The sequence below is a fragment of the Halomicronema sp. CCY15110 genome (assembly GCF_016888165.1).
Lineage (GTDB): Bacteria > Cyanobacteriota > Cyanobacteriia > Phormidesmidales > Phormidesmidaceae > Halomicronema.
The window spans coordinates 61,907-83,865 of sequence record NZ_JACSWC010000320.1; the positions used below are offsets into that span (position 1 = coordinate 61,907).

Consider the following 21,959-nt stretch of genomic DNA (forward strand, 5'->3'; position numbering starts at 1 on the left):
GCATATGGTCAAGGTGGTGTCTGTCCACTCCTTTCGAGGAGGCACCGGCAAGTCAAATACAACGGCGAATCTAGCTGCCTCCGTGGCCCGCACTGGCAAGCGAGTCGGCATTGTGGATACTGACATTCAGTCTCCTGGGATTCATGTGTTGTTTGGCTTTGACGAAAGTGACATGAATTTGGCCCTCAATGACTATTTATGGGGGCGCTGTGCGGTGGAAGATGCCGCCTATGACGTGACCCATAAGCTTCAAGGTCAGGGCGGCAGCAATAGCGCAATTTATTTAATTCCCTCCAGTCTGAAGGCAGGGGAAATTGCTCGGGTGCTACGTGAAGGCTATGATGTCGGGCTACTGAACGATGGCTTCCAGGGGTTAATTCAGCAGCTCAATTTAGACTATCTGTTTATCGACACCCATCCGGGTCTGAACGAAGAGACGCTGCTATCCATTACTATTTCGGACATCTTATTGTTGATATTGCGTCCTGATCGCCAAGATTTTCAGGGCACTGCCGTCACGGTCGATATTGCTCGACGGCTAGAAGTGCCCAAAATGCTGCTGCTGGTCAATAAGGCGCTGTCTTCTTTTGACTTTGTCGCCTTAAAGAAGGAAGTGGAAGAAACTTATGGTGCTCCGGTGGCATCGGTGGTGCCGCTGACGGAAGAGATGATGCAGCTGGGCAGTAGTGATATTTTTAGCCTCCGGTTTCCCGATCATCCGCTGACTCAGATTTATACCGACATTGCTGAGTTGCTACTTGAGTAGGGAGCTGGTAGTCGCCGCTCCGCTATTTACCTTGAGCGATCGCTCAATGGCGAAAGTAATCGGATAAGCTAAGCTGACAAATGGCAAGCGCTAGGTGCGAATTCAAGGACTCATTGTGCTGATACGGACATCTTTACTCTCTGCATTGACGGCGGTTGGGCTCTGGACAGTGGCGGTGCCCGTCCGGGCGCAGGCTCTTTTACCTTATGTCTTGCCCTTAGAGGCTGAGCGCCTAGAGGAGCAGGGGTTGGCTTTGGCCCAAGAGGCCGCCCAATTAGCCCAGCTGCAGCAATATGAGTTGGCCCTGGCACAGGCTCAACTGGCCGCTCAACTAGTGCCGACCAGTGCTGCCGTGTGGGGTCTCTTGGGCAGCCTCTATCTGCAAGTCGAAGAGTTTGATGAGGCGATCGCTGCCCTTAGTCGAGCCAAAATTTTAGAAGCTGATAATACGGCGGTACTTTTTGCCCTGGGGACGGCGCATTTTCGGAAAGGTGATTATGAAAAGGCGTCGGATTTTCTGGAATCAGGCTTAGCGATTGAGCCCGATAATCCCGGAGCGCTCTTTGATTTAGGCAACACCTATTTCAAGCTGAATGATTTTGATACGGCGATCGCGCAATACGAGCGCTCGGTGGGTTTGGACCCTGAGTTTTGGCCGTCGGTCAACAACATTGGCCTGGTGGAGTACGAGCAGGACAAGGTGGAATCGGCGATCGCTCGCTGGGAAGAATCCCTGGAAATTGCGCCGATGGAACCCGAGCCGGAGCTGGCGATCGCGGTGGCCAAGTTTGCCCAAGGGGATGTCGCCGCAGCGCTAGCGATCGGCATTCCAGCGCTGGAAAAAGACAGTCGCTATGCCGATGTGCAGTTCTTAGTGGATAACCTGTGGGGACCCAAGCTGATTGCTGACACGGACGCTTTTTTCAACCATCCAGACGTACAAGCTGTCTTGGCGCAGCTTTAGCCTGTGACCATGGCCGTCTCCCTGGGTAAGCCCGAACTCTGTGCGGTAATTCGCGATCGCATTCAGCGATCGCCCCAACAGCAGATCCCCTTTGCCGACTTTATGGCGCTGGCCCTCTATCATCCTGAGCATGGTTACTACACCAGCAAGACCGAGCCTTTAGGCATGGGCGGCGACTTTGCCACCTCCGTGCATTTGGGGCCAGATTTTGGGGAGCTCCTGGCCGAGCAATGGGTGGAGATGTGGCACCACCTCGGTCAGCCTGAACCGTTTCATCTGGTGGAGATGGGGCCAGGGCAAGGACTGCTCGCTAACACCATCCTGACTTATCTGCAGCGGCAATATCCCAACTGTTTTGCGGCTGTTCACTACACGCTGGTCGAAACCTCAGAGGCCCTGCGTCAAGTGCAGCAAGCCCGCCTAGCGCGCTGGCAAGCCGCAGCAGTGCCCATTGATTGGCGCAAGTTAACAGATATGCCAGCGGCGTCGGTGACTGGCTGCTGCTTTTCGAATGAACTGGTGGATGCCTTGCCCGTGCATCGAGTCACCCTTACGCCAACCGGCTGGCAAGAACAGTACATCACCTATCGCGAGGGCACCGATCAGCCTTTCGTTACAGTCTTGGGGCCGCTCTCGCAACCAGCACTCAGCACCTATTTTGCATGGGTCGGAACAGTCCCTACGCTGGACACCTATCCTGATGGTTACACCACAGAAGTTAACCTGGCTGCTTTGGAGTGGCTGAAGCAAGTGGCCACCAAGCTCCACCAGGGTTATGTCCTGACAATTGATTATGGTTACTCAGCCGAACGCTACTACAGCCCCGCGCGATCGCAAGGCACGCTGCAATGCTATTACCAACACGCCCACCACAACGACCCGCTCATTAATATCGGCCAGCAAGACATCACCGCCCAGGTCGATTTCACCGCCTTAGCACGGCAGGGAGATCGCGCCGGATTAAGTAATCTGGGACAGGTGCCACAGGAATTATTTTTGATGGCGTTAGGGCTGGGCGATCGCTTAAATCAACTCATGCAAATTGAGTCGTCGTCTCCCCAAGCGGTGCGATACGCCCTCCAACGACGGGAGGCGCTGCATCAATTGATGAATCCGCTGGGAGTCGGCAAATTCAACGTGTTGATTCAAGGCAAAGGGCTGACAACTCCTGAGCAGCAAACCTTGAAAGGACTCACGCTGCCGCCGCTGAGGTAAGGGCGAGAGCGATCGCTACTGCAACTTACTCTGCAAAGACTTGAGATATTCTGTGTTCACCCCCGACTCGCGAGTCAGGGCGATCTTGCCCGTGCGGGCAATTTCCCGCAGGCCAAATCGGCTCAACACCTGTACGATTGCCACCATCTTGCCAGGGTCGCCCACCACTTCCACCGTCAGAGCATCTTCCGAAACATCGACCACTCGCGCCCGAAAGATTTGCACCAACTCCAAAATTTCTGAGCGGTTGACACTCGTAGCGTTGACCTTGATGAGCATCAACTCCCGCTCAACACAGGGCACCTCAGTAATGTCTTGCACCTTGAGCACATTGATCAGTTTGTAGAGCTGTTTCGTAATTTGCTCAATAATTTGATCATCGCCGGGCACCATCATCGTGATGCGAGAGACGCCCATCTGCTCTGCCGGGCCGACTGCCAAACTCTCAATATTGAAGCCACGTCGGGCAAATAGTCCCGCAATGCGAGTCAAAACCCCCGCCTCGTCTTCGACTAAAACTGACAATGTATGTTTCATGATGTTGGCGACAAACCCGCTGCTACAGGCCGGTAGCGTTTGTAAGACAAGAGATGATCCTAGCCTGACGACTGCCTTTTGTTAAGCAGAAATTTGGGGGTTATATAAATACTTCGCCCCGTCTTGGCCGTGAACGCTCGAGCAAGAGGGCGGAAGTGTTTCTGACGGTATTAGACAGCTGAGTAGGCGGATCGATGAAGCGCTCACCCCAGGCCATCAGTGGTTGGAGAGTGCCACGATCGCTAACCACTGGTAACCGACTCCTGCCAGTCACTCGCCAGGGACGTAGCATATGTAAACATTTTGTCGGACTTCGCAATGAATAGATGTGCAGATTCGGGCTCCGCCCTTAGTATCGGTAAAGATGTTTCTGCCATCGAGTGCTGAAGTTGATTGCTATGGGGATTTTTCCCTCTAGACGAAATCAAAAACAGCGATTAGGCTATAGAACGATCAATTTTGAGTTCACGACTTCTGTTCTCTTTATTTATTCTTTGCCGCGCATGCGAAGCCGAAATCCTCGAAACTTACCGCCCATTAACGAGAATATCCGTTTCCCTGAGATTCGCCTGATTGGAGCCGATGGCGATCAGCTGGGCATTATGGCTCCGAATGAAGCGCTTCGGATGGCCGAAGAGCAGGATCTGGACTTGGTGTTAGTGAGTGATAAAGCCAATCCTCCGGTTTGTCGCATCATCAACTATGGCAAATACAAGTTTGAACAAGAAAAGCGCGCTCGGGAAGCCAAGAAGCGTCAGCATAACGCCGAAGTCAAAGAAGTTAAGATGCGTTACAAAATTGACGATCACGACTACAACGTGCGCGTCAAAAATGCCCATCGCTTTCTGAAGTCTGGCGACAAAGTCAAAGCTACCGTGATGTTTCGGGGACGCGAGATTCAGCATTCAGACTTGGCCGAAAAGCTGCTGCGCCGCATGGCTAATGATTTGGGCGAAGTGGGTGAAATGCAACAGGCTCCAAAACGGGAAGGTCGGAATATGATGATGCTGTTGTCGCCGAAAAAGTAGCCGTTTAGCTAACTGGATTGGCGATCGCGATCCGACTGTTCCCTGCATTTAGCATATGAAATCGAGCCGGACTGCTTCACCGTCTCTGCCTCAGTGGCAGCAACAGCTGCTGCGTATTATTAATCTGCGCCCCAACGAGACTAAGCGGACTTTTTTGATGTTCGCGTTCTATACCGCTACCTCCATGGGGATTTTGTGGTTAGAAGTCAGTTCGGCGGCGTTGTTTTTAGATACTTACGGCCCAGACTCGCTGCCGTGGATTTACATCTTTAGCGCGGGGGTCGGGTTTGGACTCAGCGTCATTTATTCCTGGCTGCAAAAGTTCTTTCCCCTGCGTTGGGTCATTGTGGTCATTGCGGTGTTGATGGCTGGGCCGGTGCTGCTATTTCGTTGGGGCTTGGCTTTTGAGCCGCTGTTGCCGATCACCATTTTCGCAATGCGCTTGTGGACAGAAGCCATTTACGGCCTGAATGACCTCAACGTTTCCATCACGGCGAATCAGCTGTTCAACATTCGAGAAATTAAGCGCACCTTTCCGCTGGTGAGTAGTGGCAACTTGGTGGCCGATGTCCTGAGCGGGTTTTCGGTGTTTTTCCTGGTTAGTTTTGTCGGCTTGCAAAATGTGCTGGTGCTGGCATTTTTGATCATGCTGGCCGGTTCTGGGGTGTTGTGGCTGATTAGCCGCAACTATGAGCACGCCTTTCCAGATTCGCTACAGCAACAGGCAGAAGCTGGCCAAGATGACCATAAAGCGCAGCGATCGCGCGGCACCATTCGCCAATATGTGGTGATGCTGTTCAGCTTTTTTGTGCTGGCTCAAATCGTTATGTATTTAATCGAGTTTGAATACCTGACGCAGCTCGAACTCAATCTGGAAGTGGATGAGATTGCCGCCTTTTTAGGGATTTTCAGTGGTTTGCTGGGCCTGATTGAACTCTTAACCCAGTGGTTTACCTCTAGCCGTCTGATTGAGCGTCAGGGGGTATTTGCGGTGCTGTCACTACTGCCCGTGGTGATTATTGGCATCAGCCTCATGACGATGATTGGCAGCTTTCCTGGCCTGTTGGGGGGCACGGCACTATTTTTGGGCCTCGTCGTCTTGAAATTTTTCGATGAGTGGCTGCGTTACACGCTGGTTGCCAGTACGCGCCCGGTGTTGTTCCAACCGATTCCTGACAGTGAGCGCACCCTTTTTCAATCGCTTGTGGGGGGCATCGCTGAGCCGCTGGCAATGGGGGGCACGGGCGTGTTTATTTTGTTTGTGATTGCCTGGGCCGATTTTCTCGGGTTTGAGAGTCAACTGTTGCAGGCGCAGTTCTTTTTGGGGGTGATTGCGTTCTTAGCGGGGGTCTGGTTGATTGCGATTTTGTTTTTGCGATCGCAATATTTAGAACTCCTGGTCAAAAGCGCCCAGCGGGGCTTGCTCAGCGGCAGTGAGGCCAACCTGCGGGCATTGCGTAAAGCCTTTGTCGAGCAGTTAGAGAAGCCCGGCTCGGAAGCTGAAAAGCGCTCCTGCATTGAACTCCTTTCCCAACTGGATCCGCAAAGTGTGGGGGAGGTATTGGCCCCCCGGCTGATGACATTGCCCCTGTCACTGCGCAAGCAAAGCTTGGAGGCCATGCTGGAGTATCCGGGAAGCGAGTATGCCGAAACCGTCAGGGAATTGCTGAAGACTGAGCAGCCACCGGAAATTCTAGCGCTGGCGCTGCGGTATATCTGGATTACCGACGACAGTCCAGCGATCGAGCGTTTGCAGTCTTATCTCAGCTCGGACGTTGACCCGGTGGTGCGGGGGACGGCGGCTTCGCTAATGCTGAAGCATGGTAACGCCCGCGAAAAGAATGAGGCCGTGAACACCCTGCGCCAAATGCTGACCCATGAGCACGAGCGCGAGCGGGTGATGGGATGTCGCGCTCTGGGGGAAGCGGATTATTTACAATCATTACGACTCTATATTCCCAATCTGTTGCAGGATGAGTCGCTGCGGGTGAGACGAGCGCTGTTGGAGGCGATCGCGGCCACCAACCTGGAGGAATACTATCCGTCTTTGATGAAAGCATTGCAGTACAAATCGACCCGGGAAGCAGCCAGCCAAGCCCTGACCCGCCTCGGCAATGACGCTTTGGACATGTTGGCAGAGGTAGCGCTGGATCCCTATCGGCCCGATAGTTTGCGCAACCAAGCCTGGCAGGCGATTGGCAACATGGGCAGCGATGCCGCGATCGACTGTCTGCTGCAAAATCTGATCACCAGTTGGGGGAGCACCCGCCGCACCCTGCTGCGGATTTTGTTGCGCATGGTGCAAGAGACGGGCTTCAAGCGTAACCAGGGCATCGACGCCGCGTTAGACCGCTTTGGGCGCGACGGGGTGGAAGATTTGATCAATCAGGAACTGACGTTTATTGGTCAAATCTGTGGAGCCTTGCTCGATCTGGAGGATGCCGTCCTCCCTGGGCGCGAGGCCAATCTGTTACAGCGGGCGCTGGAAGAGTTGCAAAAGGACGCGATAGAACGCATTTTTATGCTGTTGCGGTTCATTTCGCCACCAGGGGCGATTCAGGCGGCCCAAGTGAGTTGGCAGGGGGGCAGTGTTTCGAACCAAGCGCGGGGCATCGAGATTTTGGATAACACCCTCGACATTCCCAGCAAACGGGCGATTTTGACCATTTTGGATCGGCGGAATTGGGGCGAAAAAGTGGACGTGCTGCGAGAGAGTAATCTGTTTGTCTATCGGCAGATGCAGCCCAGCGATCGCCTGCGCTATCTCCTCGATTTGCGCTATTTTCTGTCGGATTGGGCGTTGGCCTGCTGTTTCCACTTGGCCCGGGCCCAACGCTGGAGCCTGAGTGCGGAAAATACCGTCGCCTGTCTCAGGCATCCCACGGGCTTTGTCCGCGAAGCGGTGCTGTCCTATTTGCAGGTGGCTTCGCCGCGAGTGTTGCGAGAGCTGCTGCCGGTCATGCGCCAAGACCCCAATGAACTGGTGAGCAATCAGGTTAAAGAACTGATGGCAGAATTACAGGTGGATTGAGGCCCACTGATTTCAGCCGAGAGCCCAAAGGCCAAACAGCACCGAGAGGCTGGGGCATGAATGTTCAACCTGAGCGTAGAGAGCAGGAGCCGCCGCGCGTGCCACTGAACCAGGCATCGTTTCCGATTCAACACCTGAAGTTAAGCACTGACCTGACTTTGGCTTATCGCGAAGCCGGGGAGGGGCTCCCTGTGGTGATGCTGCACGGTCTAGCGGATCACAGTTTGGTGTGGCAAAGTTTGGCACAGCATTTGGGCGATCGCTACCGTTGCCTCGCGCCTGATTTGAGGGGCCACGGTGACAGCAGCAAGCCCCCGGCCTCGGCCTATGGTGCTCGGTTCATCGCCGATGATCTGGAGCAGTTTTGTGTGCAGCTACCGCTAAATACCGCGACGGTCATCGCGCATTCTTGGGCGGCCAAAGTGGCACTGTGGTGGGCGCGGCAATATCCCCAGCGCTTGCGCCACCTCATCCTGGTCGATCCCTTTTTTGTAAATCGCCTGCCCGTTGCCTTTCGCCCTACGTTTCCCATCTTGTATCGCACGTTGCCTTTCCTCAAGGTGATGGGGCCGTTTGCTGATCGGGAGCAAGCTCAGGCGGTGGCCCAGGGACTGAAGCAATATCGGGGCTGGAGTGCCCAACAGCAAGCCATTTTTCACGCTGGGATGGCGCAGCAGACGGATGGGCAATGGCGGAGTAAGTTTGCGATCGCCGCCCGCAACGGCGTCTTTGACGACATTTTGCAAACCGCCGGGTTGACGGAGCCGTTGGCGACCCCGACGACCCTGTTATTGCCGCAGCAAGGGCTAAACCGCATGGCCTGGCAAACGCGCCCTTATCACCAATACCTGAGCAATTTAGAAGTGCAAACGATTCCCGGCAACCATTGGCCCCATCTCGTGGAGCCGGAGACTTTTAACGCCGCGATCGCCGCCGAGTTGGGAAAAAATACTACACCCTAGCCCGGTTAGGCAATACACCTTATAGGCTGTGGATAACTGTCATATCTATCGCCCCATGAACACCGTCCCCATTACTCAAACCTATCCCTACGCGCAGTTAGCCAATTGGATTTTTCGGCCATTGGACTATATGGAGACTAACTATCGGCGCTACGGCGACTTATTTTTTGCTCGCTGGGGGGTGCTGGAGTGGGTGTTTCTGAATCATCCTGAAGCAATAAAAACGGTACTCAGTCAAGACATGGGAGCCGCCATTAGTGCCCCCGGCGAAACCAACAACATCCTCAAGCCACTGCTAGGAGAGCACTCGGTCATCTTGCTTTCGGGTCACCAACATCGCCAACGGCGCAAGCTGATCATGCCGCCCTTTCATGGCGAACGACTGAAGGTATATGCCGACCTGATTCGCCAAATTACCCTAGAGGTGATGGCCGAGCTACAACGTGGCCAAGCTCTACAAGCCCGACAGCTCATTCAGAAAATGACCATGCGAGTAATTTTGCAAGCGGTGTTTGGCCTGCATGAAGGCGATCGCTGTCGGCGCTTAGAAAGTTTATTAGCCGAACGGCTCGATATGGTCAGTAAGCCCCTCGCTTCGACAGTCGTGTTTTTTCCGGTGTTGAGAAAGAACTATGGCAGCTGGAGTCCTGGGGCCAAAATTGCCCGTCTGACAGCGGAAATTGATGAATTGCTCTATGCCGAGATTCGCGATCGCCGGGCCTCGGTCGATGCCAGCCATCAGGATGTGCTGTCGCTGCTGATCATGGCGCAGGATGAAGCGGGGCAGGGGCTGTCGGATGCCGAGTTGCACGATGAATTGATGACGCTGTTGGTGGCCGGACACGAAACCACTGCCACCGCGATCGCGTGGGGCCTGCATTGGGCTCACTATCAGCCCAACATTCGGGCAAAAATTCGCGACGAGATTGCCATTGCTGGGGCCAACGACGACGCTATGGCGCTCACCAAGTTGCCTTATTTAGAAGCCGTCTGCCATGAAACCCTGCGGATTTATCCTGTGGCGATGCTGACCTTTGCGCGGGTCGCCCAACAGCCCCTTGAACTAATGGGGCACGCGATTGATCCCGGCACCCTGTTGGTCGGCTGCATTTACCTGCTGCACCACCGCGAAGACTTGTATCCCCAACCATCCGAGTTTCGCCCCGAACGGTTTCTCGAACGACAATATTCCGCCTTTGAATTTATGCCCTTTGGCGGCGGCGCGCGGCGGTGCATTGGCTATGCCCTGGCTATGTATGAGCTCAAAATCATCCTCGGCACGTTGTTGACGCACTACGACTTTGAGCTCGTGAGCGATCGCCCCGCCATCCCAGAGCGTCGCGGCGTCACCTTGGGGATGAAAAACGGGGTGGAAATGATTTATCAGGGGCCTCGTTCAGTCCCCGCTCCCGTGGCCCTTTAATGGCTAACTGACGTCATCCACCGATTTCTGGTCTAGACCATTTATTTTTCACCGAATTTCACTTTTTGCTGCCGACTCACCAGATCTTGTTTGATACTGGACACAGTAGCAGGCGAATTATCCGGGCGGTGCCATGCATCAGGTCAAACGACAGTGGGGATGGATCGTAGTGAGTGCGATCACGTGGGGCGGGTTGACCGGACTCGCTTGTTCCGCAACGGTTTCCACGACGAGCGATCGCGCGGTCAGGACGCCATTATCAGCGCCAGCGACGCTAGCGGAGGCTAAACCGACTCAGGCAGAGTCGTCAAAAGCTCTGTTATCACAAGCGTTTGAGGCGGCGACAACGGCGGCACAACTGGCCCAGTCTGCCAACACTGCCAGCGAATGGAGCGCCGTGGCCACGGCTTGGTCGGAGGCCATTCAGGCATTACAAGCCATCTCTACCGACAGCCCCGAGTGGCTGTTTGCCCAGCGTAAGACCCGCGAATATTTGGCCAACCAAGCGATCGCGCTGCAGCGGGTCGAAGAGTCGGCGCGCCTGGCCGTTTTTCCGCCGTTGGGCAATCGCGTTTTGGACGAACAGTTGGCGCTCTACTTGTCCTACATTGCCACCTTCGATAACCCCGACATCCTGATCATCGGCAGCTCTCGGGCGTTGCAGGGACTGAATCCTCAAATTTTGGAGCAGCGGTTAGCCCAACAAGGCTATACCAACCTCAAGGTGTATAACTTTGCCGTGAATGGTGCGACAGCTCAAGTGGTGAGCTTTATCCTGCGCTATTTATTGACCCCAGAGCAGATGCCCAAAATGATCATTTGGGCGGGTGGGTCGCGCTCTTTCAACAGCGGTCGCTTCGATCGCACCTTTGCCCAAATCCTAGAGTCGCCGGGATTTGCCGCTGTGCAAGCAGGCGATCGCCCCACCTTTGCGTCCGAGACTCCCCTCGCGGCAACCCTCAATACCGCCAATACCACTCGCGATAAAACCCAGGCCATGCCCGTCAGCAGTATCAATGGATATGGCTTTTTAGCCGTGAATGACGTGTTCAATCCTGACAGTTACTATCAGAGCTTTCCCCGCGTGCCGGGCGCATATGACGACGCCTACCTCAACTTCAATTTAGAGGGGGTACAAGCCGTTTCTACCCGAGCGATCGCGGCTTTTGCCCGCAGCAACAGCATTCCCCTCGTGTTTATCAACCTGCCCCTCAGCGACGATTATTTAGATGAAACGCGATCGGGATATGAGCAACAGTTTCAGCAGTTTCTCCAGCAAGAAGCCCAAAATGGCGACTTTGTCGTGGTCGATTTGCTGAATGAATGGCCCGGACAAAACCTGTTCTTTGCGGATCCGAGCCATCTTAACCGAGTCGGTGCGGCCCAAGTTGCCATCCGAGCCTCCGAAGACGACAGTATTCCTTGGGACGTACTCGCAACGCCTGCGAACCAGACAACAGAAGAATAATCGCCGCCCACGACTACGCCACCCTCCGGTCCCAAAAACGATCCAGACACAGCAGTCCAGCAACTCGACGAAAGACGCATGAGGCAAGGTTGCTCCGAGGCTAGACCGGGTGGGGGACCGACGGCATCAACTTTCCGTGTTTTCAGCTATATTTTGCGCCGACCCTGCCTCAGCCACCGCCCCAGCGAGCAATTCCATCCATAGTTTCGGTTGAGTATCTGAGCCGCGAGCCAGGGAAAAATCCAACTTAGGTCACTCTGATTTATGGTTTGATGCTGGTACCAAAAAACATATTTTACTGGAACCAATCATCTCCACCGAATGACTTAAATCTGCCCGATAGACATTGCACCGCCAAGGTTTAGGTCGCCCAACAGCTTGCGATCCCATCACTTTACGGTTTGTTTAAAATTGCCTTCCTGATATTCAGGCTTGCAGCTTGAACTAGGCTCTAGACATGTCAGCACAGGTATCAACCATTTTAAGAAAACTACTTCTTGAGCGCATTTCATGACATTTTGAAATAGGATCAGCATGGATTTATTTAAGTTAATTGCTGGTCGCCTTGCTTAAGTTTTGGGCATAACTATCGGTACGGGAATTCACTGATGGCGTCGGTGCTCCCCAGGGAGAACAGGCCATCCCATTCAGGTCTTATGGCTGTGCTGGCAACGCTCAAACGACGGCTGTAGTACAAAACAATTCATGCAATTAGAACAAACGTTTCGATATTGGTGGACGCGACGGCGACAACGGCAAGCCTTGATTTGCTTAGCTTTGGGCTTGATCGGTGGACTGGCGATCGCGACCCTGCAATATCTCGCGCAGGATGCGCCGTTGATGAGTTTGGGGTGGCCCGGTTGGCTGACCTTGCTCGTCACGGCTTCAGCTTTTGTCCTCAATGCCATCACCGCGTTGCCCGCCGAGATTGTCTTCTTGGGGGCGGTGGCGGTGCTCTATGTCAGTGGCGTATTGTCCACCACTGAAGCGTTAAAGGGGTTTAGTAATGACGGCATGATCACCGTGGCCGTGCTGTATTTTGTGGTGACAGGATTGCAGCAAACCGGCGCGCTGGCGTGGATTTCTCAACAAGTGCTCGGCCTGCCCAAACGGCGTACAACCACATTTGTCCGCCTCACCGTACCGATCATGGTGCTGAGTGCCTTTTTGAACAACACGCCCGTGGTGGCGATGTTTATTCCTGTGGTAAACGATTGGTGTCGCAAACTGCGGATCAGTCCCTCAAAGTTGATGATTCCCCTCAGTTATGCATCGATTTTTGGCGGTCTGTGTACCTTGATTGGGACCAGCACCAATTTGGTCGTCAGCGGCTTATTGGTCGAAGCGACCGACCATCCCGGCTTACGAATTTTTGACCTGACGCCAGTCGGACTGCCCTGTGCGATCGCGGGGTTGTGCTTTCTGTTTTTTGGGCAACGCTGGCTGCTGCCCAACCGTAAACCAGCGATGGGCGATTTGAGCGATGTGCGGCAATACACCGTAGAAATGGTGGTGGCACCGCGCAGCCCCCTGGCGGGCAAAACTGTGGAACAAGCCGGGTTACGCCATTTGCCAGGGCTCTATTTGGCTGAAATCGCTCGCGGGCAGCAAATTTTACCGGCGGTCAGCCCCCGTGAGATCCTACGGGAACATGATCAACTGATCTTTGTCGGCATCGTCGATTCGATTTTAGACTTACATCGGTTGCGCGGCTTGGCCCCAGCGACTGATCAGGTCTTTAAGCTAGACACTCCCCGCACCGAGCGGCGTTTGATTGAAGCGGTGGTGTCTCACACTTGCTCGCTCGTGGGCAAAACCATTCGCGAAGGACAATTTCGCTCCCGTTACGATGCGGTGGTGTTGGCGGTGGCCCGCAATGGCGATCGCGTGCAGGGCAAAATCGGTGATATTCGCCTGCGACCGGGCGATACGCTCTTACTCGAAACGCACCCCCGCTTCATCGAACGGCAACGCATGTCTAATGATTTTTATTTAGTCAGTGATTTGCCTGATTCGGAGCCACTCCGTCATGAAAAAGCCCCGATCGCACTGGCCATTTTATTGCTGATGGTGGTCTTAGCTGGGGTGGGGTGGCTCAGCATGTTAAAAGCGGCGGTGTTAGCAGCCATGTTGATGCTGCTCACCGGGTGCTGTGCCCCCACACGAGCGCTGCAAAGTATTGAATGGTCGGTGCTGCTGGTGATCGGGGCGGCTTTGGGCATTAGCGAGGCGATGCAAGTGACGGGGGCAGCAGAAGCGATCGCCACTAGCTTTTTGGGAATTGCCGGCAATCAACCCCTGGTAGCCCTTGCCGTGATTTATGGCATCACTACGCTGCTGACCGAAATGATTACCAACAATGCCGCCGCCGCACTGATGTTCCCCATTGCCCTGTCCGTGGCAAATAGCTTAGGAGTCAGCTATATGCCTTTCGTGATTGCCATTATGGTGGCAGCTTCGGCTAGTTTTTCGACGCCCATTGGCTACCAAACCAATTTGATGGTGTACGGCCCTGGCGGGTATAAGTTCACCGATTTCATGCGGATTGGGATTCCCTTAAATCTGTTGTTTTGGGGAATCACCGTGTATTTAGCCCCGCAAATCTATCCCTTTTAAACTTCATCCAGTTTCAGAAGTGGAGTTTTAACATTTTGCCCCACCTCACCGCCTGCAGCTTCTCTTCCTCCCAAGGCTACGGCTTATACACATCTCGATTGATACCTCGACAGGCTGCATGCGCCCCCTAAACCGCTGGCAGCAGGCAGTCCGAAACTTATGTACAAGCGGCAGCCTGGCCAAGGGGAGGCTTAGATGTCATTTTTCGCCGACCCCCTACGGGGCTTCTTCTTCGGCGGCATTCCAAAGTTGTAATAACTCATCAACTCGTTCCACTGAATCAAAGTCTTCATCTGCTTCATAAAGGCGACGAGCCAGATTGATAGAAGACAAGGCCTGTTTTTCCAGGCCCTCGGCCCAGAGCGCCAGCCCCAAATTGTAATGCGCTCCAGGATTGTTGGGAAAAACACGGAGGACTTGACGATAGGCTCTGATGGCCTGGAGATAGACACCTTCTCTCAGGTGAAAAGCACCCACTGCCGCCTGGGCCGGAATCAATTCCGGATCGGCATCGACCGCGCGCCGATAGTAGCTGTAGGCAGCGGCTTCATCGCCAATTTCCATCGACAGTTCGCCCAGCAGAAAGTTGGCTTGAGGATTATTACGATCGAGCCTGACGGCGTTTTCGAGGTTCTGAAAAGCGGCTTGAGAGTTACCGAGGGCCAGCTGCGTTTCGGCTAACCCCACGTATGGCTCACTGCGGTTACCATCGGCCCGGACGGCACGTTCAAACGCCGATTGTGCCGCCGCGTAGTTTGCTTGAATTAAATAAAGGGTGCCGAGGGCTTCATAGGCATTGGCATTCCCCGGAGCACGGCGCGCCAGACGTTCGTAAGTGTCTAAAGCCGCATCATAGTCTTCGAGGGTAATGAAGATATTGCCCAACCCCAAATAGGCATCGGCTTCGGAGGGGGCCAGGGTCGTAATAGTCTCGTAAGTGGCGATCGCGTTCTCGTAGTCCGCTAATTGCACATAGGCATAAGCGAGACCATAGCGAAACGGCAGGTTATCCGGCTCCAGGGTGATCGCCTGCTGATAGGGCTCAATGGCGGCGGCGTACTCACCCTGCTGCATATATAAATAGCCGATGCCAGAATACAGTCGGGCATTACTGGGATCAATGCGAGTCGCCTCTCGATAAAGGGCGATCGCGGCGGCATAGTCCTCGGCTTCAACTTTGTCCTGCCCTTCGGTGAGCAGTTCATCCAAGGCTTCTTGTTCCGCATCCGAAAGATTAGCGCTGCGAGTTTGGGCCAGTTCAACCGGGGGGACGGTTGCCACCAGCGGTGTTGAAACTAACGGTAAGGAGGACGAGGTTTCAATGATGGAACTCGCTGGGGCGATCGCCGCCGCGGCACTGCTCGCCATCGCCCCGCAAACCGCACTCGACAAGCACAGTGCAAACCACCGAAAAGTCACCATTAATTGGCCTCCGTCATGCTCAATTCGTTGCCTGTTGCCGACTTTTAGTCTCAGGTGATACCAAGGCCAAAAGTCCATCGTAAATTCTAGCTTAAAGCGATCGACGATCTAGCCGTCGCTATGGGAAACGATCCCCATGCCTCCCCGACCGTTGTGGTCTACGTTCCAACCTACCAGCAAGATTGGCGAGAACGATGCGATGAGGAGGCTACGGTTCATTTACCGGGACGCATAATGCGTCCAGAATCCCCTCACGCGGGATAAATCCGCAGCCGCCGATTCGGTTCATCGCCAAAGCTGGAAGACTTGAGGCGATAATGCTCAGCCAACTCGTGCTGCATTTTGCGAATGCGGGCCGATCGCGGCAGCAACTCGACAGGTTGACCCTTGGGAATCACAATTTGTTCCACGGCAAGGCGAGCTTCTTCTAGCGCTTCCAACTCGTCAGCATCTTCGTTGGGCGAGAACAGGCTGAGATTTGGCATGGCGTGAACGCTGCCGTCATCTATATCCAACATGCGCTGTAACGTCCGCACAATCTGCGGCATGCTGTTGGACTTGACCGTATGAATCGGCAATTCGCGCACCTTCGCAATATGGCGCAGTTTGGAATGGTGTTTGACGTGCGATCGCAACGCCAGCACCGCATCCGCACCATCGAGATCTTTCGTCAGCACAACGGGCAATCGCAGCGTGGCAATCACTTGATCCAGGTGATGCTTGCTGATGCCGTAGGAATAGACCCGCAAAATATCTTCGCCATTGGGGCCAACGGTCGGCTCAGGCGCTAGCGCTAAGGATTCACCCGCCGCTGCGTAGACCATCTCGTCTTCGTTCAGCGAGCGATCGAGCATCGCCTCAAAGCTTTGCTGCTCGGCGCTCACGGGCAACCGCTCAACCGTGCCACGTTGGGGCGGCACCATGCGGCCTGACGCTCGCCAACCGCCCGCTTGCAGCTGGGCTCTACTGGGCGATCGCCCTTTGAGGGGAGCCGTCTTAAGTTTGGCCGCCTCGTTGGTGACCACCACCTCACCGGCGGCATCCACACTGCGGGTTTGGATGGCAGGTTGTTGCCCCCGCAGCAGCGAATCCACGGTCACCGCCACATCTTCGTGAATGACCCAGCGCTGCCGTTCCAGCATTTCCACCGCAATGTCGAAAGTTGGGGGAGCCTTACGTTCCAGCACGCTCTTTTGGCTGCGCCGTCGCCGGGCTTCGTCATCCCCCAACGTGACCGACTGAATGCCCCCAACCAGATCAGACAGGGTCGGATTTTTTATCAAGTTTTCGAGCTGGTTACCGTGGGCCGTGCCGACTAGCTGCACCCCACGTTCGGCAATAGTGCGGGCAGCGGTCGCTTCCAATTCCGTGCCGATTTCATCAATCACGATGACTTCGGGCATGTGGTTTTCTACCGCTTCAATCATCACCTGGTGTTGCAGTTCTGGCTTGGCTACCTGCATCCGCCGCGCGCGCCCAATGGCCGGATGCGGAATGTCACCATCACCCGCAATTTCGTTGGAGGTGTCAATAATCACGACGCGGCGCTCAAGGTCGTCGGCCAACACCCGGGCAATTTCCCGCAGGGCGGTGGTTTTGCCCACGCCAGGACGGCCCAGCATCAAAATTGACTGGCCGCGCTCGACCAAATCTTGAATCAAGCCGATAGTGCCAAAGACCGCCCGCCCCACTCGACAGGTGAGGCCAATGACATCACCGGAACGATTGCGCATGGCACTGATGCGATGCAGCGTTTTTTCGATACCTGCGCGGTTATCGCCGCCAAAGTACCCGACCCGATCAACGCAATGCTGCAAATCGTCTTTCGTCACGACTTGTTCAGAGAGATATTCGGCTCCGGATAAAAACCGGGCCTCGGGCCGTCGTCCCAAATCGAGAATTACCTCGATTAGTTGGTCGGCTTGTTCGTGACGCTGAATTTGCGCTGCCGTATCAGGCGGCAACATCGACAACAGGGCTTGGAGGTCGTCGTACACAGCGGCTTGAGCAGTAGACGCTTGCCCAGAAACCGGATTGGGAGCAACTGGGGCAGAATCAACAGACGGGGTGTCGTTGTGAAGGGCCATAGCCTAACAAAAAACTCTACTCTACGATGGGGGAATTACAGTCGTGGCTCCGCCGGGGTAGCCAGAACATTGGCGCGATCGCCCGCTTGATCAGAGGGCCAAGGCGATGCGTTGCCAGCGGCTCCTTTGATGGGAGCGACTAGGCTGGCAGCCAGCTGCACCGCTTGCTGTAGGGACAAAAGCGAACTCGCCAGGGAATCGGAATCATGACACGACGGCCTCTCTTCAAGGTGAACGGCAGATGCAAACAGCGGCTCAGTGGACCACTCAGCCAATACGGAACTTAACAATCGACGGGCAAAACTTCCGAAAGCCACGCCGCCCAAGGTAGAATGCAAAGCGGCCGCAGTCAGCGGCCAAGCGGCGACATCAGTCGCGCTCACCGGGGACATTTCACGGGCCAGGGTTTGAAATTTCTCGGCGGTGTGGGCATTGGTGCCCCCGGCCAGTTGGACATATCCGGGTGGCCCCGATTGCAACATTCGCCGGGCATAGCGCAGGGTGGCGTGGGTCGTGCCTCGGCCAATATCTCCACTCATGGGCCGACCATCGGTTTGCCAGATGAGGGGTAGCGGCAGCGGCTGGATGCCTTCATAAAGTTGCCACAGATAGTCGATCACCCCGGCTTGCTCAGGGCAACTAATGGAAACGACGGACAAGTGATGCAGGTGCGGTTGCAACACCATCCACAGCGACATGAACTCGTCATAGCGGCCGACCTGAGTGTGAATCTCGATCGCGTCCACTTGCTCTAGTAAAGTCGCGGCGATCGCCTCGACCGCCGTTGCCCGCGTCACCGTTTCAATCTGCTGAATGGGGCAAACGGGTAAACAACGACCGCAGCCGTAGCACCGCTCGGCAATGACGCCAGCAGTGTCTGCGGTGAAAGCGATCGCCGCTGCCGGACAAATGGCTTCACAGGGGCGCGAACAGTCGGGGGGACAGCGAGTGGGATCAAACTCTGCCTTCCGAAAATGGGGATCCTCGCCATCGCTAAAGCTCACCATCAGCAACGGCAGTTCAGAGGAAGTTCTGTGGGCGGGAAATTCCGCCCCTTTAGAAATTTGCGGCAGCTGCGAAACGACGTGAAACGACTCTTTAACCGCGCTAACCACAGCAGGATCCGCAGCGACATCAATGCAATCAGCACCCGCGAGAGTATAAGCCAGGGCCAAATTGCGAATGGCAGGAAGGTGTTGATAACTGGCTCCTCCAATGAGTTTGAACCAGCGACCGGCCTGCAAAGAAATTAGAGAAGGATGGGTCTTTTTCACCCTTTCATGCTAAACGTTTCTGTTCGAAATTACGAGATTCTGGCAAATTTCTCAAGTTTATTTGTACTATCCCCAACCAATGCCGACTAACGATCTAACGTAGAACTCTTGTAGCGCAGGTATTCAGCCAAGGCGGCAATCATGCCCGAGGCCAAAATCAGCAACACACTCAGGGCGTTCATATCAGGCTTGACCCCGTTGCGAATACGGCTGAAAATTTCGAGGGGCAGGGGATTGGCTCCCCCCCCTGCCGTAAAGCTAGAAATCAGCAAATCATCAATACTGAGCACAAAGGCCAACAAGCAACCCGCCACGATCGCCGGCATGAGCTGCGGCAACAGTACTTTGATGAGGGCTTGGGTGGGAGTGGCTCCCAAATCCAGGGCCGCTTCCTCTAGATTGGGGTCGAGACTGCCCAGGCGACTGGACACGACGACGGCAATGTAGGCCAGGCAAAATACCATGTGGGCGGCCACAATCGTCCAAATGCTGAGGGGAATAGCCATCGAGGCGAGAAAGACGAGCGTGGCCACCGCGATGGAAATATCCGGAATGATCAGGGGCAGATAGGACGCCCCTCGATAAATGCCCTTGCCGGGGAAGTAATACTTGCACAGGCCGATCGCCATCAGGGTGCCGAGCACAGAGGAAATGGCCACAGCTACGATGGCGACAAACAAGGTGTCTTGCAAGGCGCGGAAGATCCGGGCGTCTTGAAACAGGCTTTCGTACCACCGCAGGCTAAACCCTTGCCACACCGAAGTGTAGCGCCGCGAATCATTGAAGCTGTAAATACCCAGCACCATAATCGGGCCGTACATAAAGCCAAACAGGACGATGGTGAGCCAACCCTGCCAGGTTTTGGGAAGACTGAGGCCGCCTAGAAATGACATGTGTTTGCTCCTCTACGCTTCCTTCACGGAGTCGCGATCGCCATATTTCAGCAAGAGGGCGATCGCCAGACTCACGGCCAAAATCAAGATCATACTCAAGGCAGACCCTAAGCCCCAGTTGCGGGTAATGCCTAAAAATTGGTTATAAATCAGCCGCGAAATGGTCATGCTGGATGCGCCTCCTAACAATGTGGGCACCACAAAATCCCCCATGCTGGTGATAAAGACGAGCAAACAGCCCGCCGCAATGCCCGGTAACGTCTGGGGCACCGTCACTTTCCAAAAGGTTTGGCGGGGATTAGCGCCCAAGTCGGCGGCGGCTTCCAACAGAGAAATGTCGAGTTTTTCCAACGAAGCGTACAAAATCAGCACCATGTAGGGCAAAAAGTTGTACGTCAGCCCCACAAACACCGCCGCTGATGAATACAGCCAATTCTGGGTGGGCAAATCCACACCGGGAATCAAATCGCTCAGCCAGGTAATAAACGTGTTTAGCAACCCCGTGGGCCGCAGGATGCTAATCCAAGCGTAGGAGCGCAGTAACGACGACGTCCACAGGGGCAAAATGAACGCCACGACCAGAAAGTTGCGCCAGCGGCGAGGAGCCATAATCGCCAGCCAATAAGCGACGGGGAAACCCAGCACCAGGCAAGCGATCGTTGAAACCGTCGCGTAATAGACTGACCGCCAAATGACCTGGAGATAAACCGAGTCAAAACGCGGATCAAAGGGATTGAAAACGCGGGAATAGTTGCCTAAACCATAGGCTCCGCCCACGTCTTCGGGCCGCAAGTCTGGTACCAAGCTAATGTCCAGAATCAGTAAGGTCGGCAGCACTAAAAAGAGCAAGAGCCAGATTCCGGCTGGCCCCAACAGCGCGAGCGGCCCCAGCAACTGCTGGCAGCGATGGCGAATCGTCGTCCCTAGTCCTTGCAATCGGCTCTTGCTCAGCGATGCACTCATGGCTGTAATTCCTAAGCGCTGGTAGCGCGAGTCCAAAACTCGTCAAAAACTGCGGCGGCGTCGCCAACCGGGGCGATCCCTTCACACTTGGCCAGCAGATCTTCCGGCGGGAAGAGTTTTTCGTCGTTCTTGAACTCATCCGATAGATTTTCGTAAGCCACTTTGTTCGGGGTCGCGTTGAACAGGGTTTCCGTGTTGAGTTGGGCGATCGCCGGATCCAGGTTGAAGTTGAGCCACTCGTAAGCAGCATCCACATTAGGCGCGGTGGTCGGGATGACCAGCGTATCTGTCCACACCGAAGATCCACTCTCAGGAATGACGTAGTTCAGCGTATCGTCTTCGGCAATACTGGACAGGGCATCGACGGAGTAGGCCATCACCACAGCTAAGTCGCCACTCAGCAAGCCATCCTCATAGCCAAAAGACATGAAAGAGGCCAGGTCGGGCTTGATTTCGATCAGTCGCTCGTAAGCCTCTTCGATTTCCGCCGGATTGGTGGAGTTGTAGGAATACCCAAGGGACTTGAGGACCATCCCCATGGTCTCGCGCACATCGTTTAGCAGCGTCATGCGCTTCGACAAAGCTGAGCTATTCTCCCAGAGATAATCCCAATCCGTCGGCGTGTCGGTAAGGATATCGGTGTTATAAAGCAGCCCCGTAGTGCCCCAGGCAAAGGGGGTACTAAAGCTGTTGCCCGGGTCGTACACGGGATCTTGCCACTTATCAAAAATATTTTCGAGGCCAGTGACGCGCTCTTTGTCGATCTTGGTGAGCATATTGAGCTCGATCATCTGCTGCACCATGTAGTCCGATGGATAGATGATGCTGTAGGCATCGCCCCCACCCGCTTGCATCTTGGCCAGCATGGTTTCATTGGAGTCGTAAATATCGACAATGACCTCAATGCCTGTCTTTTCAGTAAAGGCGTTGACCATTTCGTCACTGGTGTAATCAGCCCACGTGTAAACGTGGAGGACACCGCTGTCACCACCGCTAGCACCGCCTTCTTCCGGGGTGGTGGCAGCCGGATCTGCTTCGGGAGCAGCTTGATTAGACAGGTTTTGGCGGCAATTAGACAACGTGACACCAGCGATCGCGGCGGCTGACCCCTGTAAAAACCGTCGGCGAGTGGAACCGAGGCGTCGTGACGACGATGGCAAGTAAAGAGAGCGCTTGCGGGGCATAGCAGAATTCCTCACAGAAGTTAAACGGCTGGGGGTTGCATAACTTAAAAATTGTTCGACAAAACAAAGTTATTCAACAAAACTATTAGACACTGGCCTTTGACTTTGTTTAACGGACAACACTTT

At 54.7% G+C, this 21,959-nt stretch carries 16 protein-coding genes; 9 read left to right on the top strand and 7 right to left on the bottom strand.

Annotated elements, in window-relative coordinates:
- The first annotated feature begins 4 nt into the window (after window positions 1-4).
- The 3 genes from JUK32_RS15270 (at window position 5) to JUK32_RS15280 (ending at window position 2,945) form a co-directional block, all read left to right on the top strand.
- On the top strand, window positions 5-766 hold the full coding sequence (locus JUK32_RS15270) for a MinD/ParA family protein (RefSeq protein WP_204139720.1): 762 nt from the start codon (window positions 5-7) through the stop codon (window positions 764-766).
- Between the two features lie 94 nt (window positions 767-860).
- Window positions 861-1,730 carry a tetratricopeptide repeat protein gene (locus JUK32_RS15275; protein ID WP_309224554.1) on the top strand — a complete coding sequence of 290 codons (870 nt, stop codon included), beginning with the start codon at window positions 861-863 and terminating at the stop codon, window positions 1,728-1,730.
- Window positions 1,731-1,739: 9 nt separating this feature from the next.
- The gene (locus tag JUK32_RS15280) at window positions 1,740-2,945 is read left to right on the top strand and encodes a class I SAM-dependent methyltransferase (RefSeq protein ID WP_239112692.1); all 1,206 of its coding nucleotides are present in this window, start codon (window positions 1,740-1,742) and stop codon (window positions 2,943-2,945) included.
- A gap of 15 nt (window positions 2,946-2,960) precedes the next feature.
- On the opposite strand, the gene ilvN is transcribed toward JUK32_RS15280, so the two are convergent.
- Complete coding sequence (ilvN, locus tag JUK32_RS15285; RefSeq protein WP_204139721.1) at window positions 2,961-3,482, bottom strand: acetolactate synthase small subunit; 522 nt, start codon at window positions 3,480-3,482, stop codon at window positions 2,961-2,963.
- 503 nt (window positions 3,483-3,985) lie between these two features.
- Here ilvN and infC point away from each other — a divergent pair.
- From infC to JUK32_RS15315, 6 genes are all read left to right on the top strand, one after another.
- Window positions 3,986-4,510 carry a translation initiation factor IF-3 gene (gene infC / locus JUK32_RS15290; protein WP_239112700.1) on the top strand — a complete coding sequence of 175 codons (525 nt, stop codon included), beginning with the start codon at window positions 3,986-3,988 and terminating at the stop codon, window positions 4,508-4,510.
- A gap of 55 nt (window positions 4,511-4,565) precedes the next feature.
- Window positions 4,566-7,541 (top strand): HEAT repeat domain-containing protein, encoded by a 2,976-nt coding sequence (locus JUK32_RS15295; protein ID WP_204139722.1) that lies wholly within the window; start codon window positions 4,566-4,568, stop codon window positions 7,539-7,541.
- Window positions 7,542-7,597: 56 nt separating this feature from the next.
- Window positions 7,598-8,503, top strand: coding sequence for an alpha/beta fold hydrolase (locus JUK32_RS15300; protein ID WP_204139723.1), 906 nt, complete (start codon window positions 7,598-7,600; stop codon window positions 8,501-8,503).
- Between the two features lie 55 nt (window positions 8,504-8,558).
- On the top strand, window positions 8,559-9,926 hold the full coding sequence (locus JUK32_RS15305; protein WP_204139724.1) for a cytochrome P450: 1,368 nt from the start codon (window positions 8,559-8,561) through the stop codon (window positions 9,924-9,926).
- 169 nt (window positions 9,927-10,095) lie between these two features.
- The gene (locus JUK32_RS15310) at window positions 10,096-11,394 is read left to right on the top strand and encodes a hypothetical protein (RefSeq protein WP_204139725.1); all 1,299 of its coding nucleotides are present in this window, start codon (window positions 10,096-10,098) and stop codon (window positions 11,392-11,394) included.
- Window positions 11,395-12,099: 705 nt separating this feature from the next.
- Window positions 12,100-14,010, top strand: coding sequence for an SLC13 family permease (locus tag JUK32_RS15315; protein ID WP_204139726.1), 1,911 nt, complete (start codon window positions 12,100-12,102; stop codon window positions 14,008-14,010).
- Window positions 14,011-14,226: 216 nt separating this feature from the next.
- Here JUK32_RS15315 and JUK32_RS15320 read toward each other — a convergent pair whose 3' ends face one another.
- The 6 genes from JUK32_RS15320 to JUK32_RS15345 form a co-directional block, all read right to left on the bottom strand.
- Window positions 14,227-15,432, bottom strand: coding sequence for a tetratricopeptide repeat protein (locus JUK32_RS15320; RefSeq protein ID WP_204139727.1), 1,206 nt, complete (start codon window positions 15,430-15,432; stop codon window positions 14,227-14,229).
- 251 nt (window positions 15,433-15,683) lie between these two features.
- Window positions 15,684-17,519: a R3H domain-containing nucleic acid-binding protein gene (locus tag JUK32_RS15325; RefSeq protein WP_204139728.1), complete on the bottom strand. Its 1,836-nt coding sequence runs from the start codon at window positions 17,517-17,519 to the stop codon at window positions 15,684-15,686.
- A 35-nt stretch (window positions 17,520-17,554) separates the two neighbouring features.
- Window positions 17,555-18,793 carry a circadian clock protein LdpA gene (ldpA, locus tag JUK32_RS15330; RefSeq protein WP_204139729.1) on the bottom strand — a complete coding sequence of 413 codons (1,239 nt, stop codon included), beginning with the start codon at window positions 18,791-18,793 and terminating at the stop codon, window positions 17,555-17,557.
- Window positions 18,794-18,879: 86 nt separating this feature from the next.
- Complete coding sequence (locus JUK32_RS15335; RefSeq protein ID WP_239112694.1) at window positions 18,880-19,686, bottom strand: ABC transporter permease; 807 nt, start codon at window positions 19,684-19,686, stop codon at window positions 18,880-18,882.
- 12 nt (window positions 19,687-19,698) lie between these two features.
- Complete coding sequence (locus JUK32_RS15340; protein WP_204139730.1) at window positions 19,699-20,649, bottom strand: ABC transporter permease; 951 nt, start codon at window positions 20,647-20,649, stop codon at window positions 19,699-19,701.
- An 11-nt stretch (window positions 20,650-20,660) separates the two neighbouring features.
- Window positions 20,661-21,833 carry a PotD/PotF family extracellular solute-binding protein gene (locus JUK32_RS15345; RefSeq protein ID WP_204139731.1) on the bottom strand — a complete coding sequence of 391 codons (1,173 nt, stop codon included), beginning with the start codon at window positions 21,831-21,833 and terminating at the stop codon, window positions 20,661-20,663.
- Window positions 21,834-21,959: the final 126 nt, after the last annotated feature.